At 38.4% G+C, this 2645-nt stretch carries 3 protein-coding genes; 2 read left to right on the top strand and 1 reads right to left on the bottom strand.

Translation table 11 applies throughout. The annotated features are described in order from the left end of the window. Positions 1-1016: bifunctional phosphoribosylaminoimidazolecarboxamide formyltransferase/IMP cyclohydrolase (purH, locus tag AC3AX0_RS07515; protein ID WP_487549690.1), on the top strand; the 1016-nt coding region annotated here is incomplete at its 5' end. A gap of 9 nt (positions 1017-1025) precedes the next feature. Continuing rightward, positions 1026-2279 (top strand): phosphoribosylamine--glycine ligase, encoded by a 1254-nt coding sequence (gene purD / locus AC3AX0_RS07510; protein ID WP_487549689.1) that lies wholly within the window; start codon positions 1026-1028, stop codon positions 2277-2279. 161 nt (positions 2280-2440) lie between these two features. Here the strand turns inward: purD and AC3AX0_RS07505 are convergent. After that, positions 2441-2645: S-layer homology domain-containing protein (locus AC3AX0_RS07505; protein ID WP_487549688.1), on the bottom strand; the 205-nt coding region annotated here is incomplete at its 5' end.

Here is a 2645-nt window from a genome sequence, read left to right as displayed (position 1 = left end):
ACGACACACTTATTGCCAACTATATGAGAAAGGAAAGAAAGGTTGAAGGACTTCCAGAAACACTAACTATGACTTTCGAAAAGGTTCAAGACATGAGATATGGTGAGAACCCTCATCAGAAGGCGGCCTTCTATAAGGAAGTAAACAAGCAGAAAGGTTATCTTGCCAATGCTGAGCAGCTTCACGGCAAAGAACTTTCATTCAATAATATAAATGATACGAATGGTGCTCTTGAACTTGTAAAGGAATTTGACGAGCCTACTGTTGTTGCCTGCAAGCATGCAAACCCATGTGGAGTAGGAAGTGGTGAAAAGCTTATTGATGCCTATAAGAAGGCATATGCTGCTGATCCTGTTTCCATTTATGGTGGAATTGTAGTTGTAAACAGGGGGATTGACGCTGAAACTGCTGCGGAAATCAACAAGATATTCATCGAAATAGTAGTTGCTCCTTCTTATACTAAAGAAGCTGTTGAAATATTAAAGAGTAAGAAGAATATAAGAATACTAAAGCTTGAAAATATAGAAGAAAAACAACCCGATGATGCATACGACCTTAAGAAGGTTGGGGGCGGTCTTCTTGTACAGACTATAGATAATAAACTTCTTTCTGATGAAGGAATCAAGGTTGTAACGGACAGAAAGCCAAGTGAAAAGGAAATGGATGATTTGATGTTTGCATGGAAGATAGTAAAATATGCTAAATCAAATGGAATATCCATTGCAAAGGGCAAGCAGTCAATAGGTGTAGGACCTGGACAGGTTAGCAGGATTTGGGCTGCAAAACAAGCAGTCGATCATGCTATTGAACATCTAGGAAAAGACAGTCTTGAAAGTTCAGCCCTTGCATCAGATGCATTCTTTCCATTCGCAGACTCAATAGAGGTTGCAGTTGAAGCTGGAATCAAGGCTATTATTCAGCCTGGTGGATCAATTAGGGATGAAGAGGTTATAAAGGCATGTAATGATGCAGGAATAGCTATGATATTTACTGGCATGAGACACTTTAAACACTAGGAGTAGAAAATGAAAGTATTAGTAATAGGAAGCGGTGGAAGAGAACATGCAATCTGCTGGAAGGTCAATCAAAGCCCTCTTGTGGAAAAACTTTATTGTATGCCTGGAAATGCAGGCATTGGAGAAATAGCAGAGTGTATTGATACAAAGGTTGATGACCTTGATGCAATTGTGGAATTTGCCCTTGAGAACAATATAGATTTAACAATAATTGGGCCTGAGGTACCACTTGTACTTGGACTTTCAGACAGATTGAAGGAAAAAGGACTGAAGGCTTTTGGGCCAAACAAGATGGCTTCTGAATTTGAGGGAAGCAAGGCTTTCTCCAAGAGGTTTATGGAAAAGTACAATATTCCTACAGCAGCATATGGAGTATATAACAATCCAAAGGATGCGCTTGAAGGACTTGAGAATTTCAGCGAACCTCTTGTGGTAAAGGCTGACGGACTTGCTGCTGGTAAGGGAGTATTGATCTGCGAGAAGATGGAAGAGGCTGTAGATGGCATCAAGTCCATTATGGAAAGCAGACAATTTGGAGAGGCTGGAGATACTGTAGTAGTAGAAGAGTTTCTTACAGGAATAGAGGCGTCGCTACTATGCTTTGTAGACGGAGACAGGATAATTCCGATGGAAAGTGCAAGGGATTACAAGAAGGCTTTTGATAATGATGAAGGACTGAATACTGGTGGAATGGGATGCTTTTCTCCAAATCCCATATATACGGACAAGTTGCAGAAATATCTGGATGAAAATATTCTAAGTAATATTATAGATGGGTTCAAAGAAGATGAAATAGACTATCATGGAATTCTTTTCATAGGTCTCATGATAGAAAACGACGAAGCAAAGGTTCTTGAATTTAATGTGAGATTCGGAGATCCTGAAACACAGGTTGTTCTTCCAAGAATGAAATCCGATCTTGTAGAGGTAATGCTTAAGACAATAGAAGGAAACCTCAGCCATAAAGACCTTGAGTGGCATGAAAAGGAAAGCGTAACAGTAGTCCTTGCTTCAGGAGGATATCCGGAAGAATATGAGAAAGGTAAGATTATTACTGGCCTTGACAGTGTTGATGACGATATAATAGTTTTCCACGCTGGTACAAAGTTTGACGGTGATGATGTAGTAACAAATGGTGGAAGGGTACTTGGAGTAACTTGTGTTGCAGACAGCATTGAAAAAGCAAGAAAAAGAATATATGAAAATGTTCCAAAGATAGAATTTGAAAAGAAGCAATATAGAAACGACATAGCAAAGCTGTAAATTAAAGATATTACTTAAACTGTTGATAACTGGATGAAATATTCAGATATCAACAGTTTTTTATTAGCTTAGGAAACTTTCCTTCGCATCTTAATAAATAAAAAACAGTATGAAAGACTGATAATTGTCTTTCATACTGCTGAATTACGCTATGAATTTGATTATTCAAAGGAAAGGTATGTTCTGTTTATGAGAACAACAGCCTGTTCCCTTGACGTGTTTGAAAGAGGATCCAGTAGTTTGTAGCTTGTTCCATGAATGATATCGTTGTGATAGCAATATATTACTTTTCCTAGTGCCCAGTCTGCAATCATATTGGCATCGTTGAATGGGAATGTTAAAGTCATGTCAATGGTAGTATCAAAA

It is taken from the genome of Dethiosulfatibacter sp. (assembly GCF_983023055.1).
The sequence above is the reverse complement of the archived record's forward strand: the minus strand, read 5'-3'. Positions and strand labels throughout refer to the sequence as shown.

Bases quoted from the DNA above. Each gene is read 5' to 3' on its own strand.
- purD (WP_487549689.1), top strand. From the start codon at position 1,026: ATGAAAGTATTAGTAATAGGAAGCGGTGGAAGAGAACATGCAATCTGC.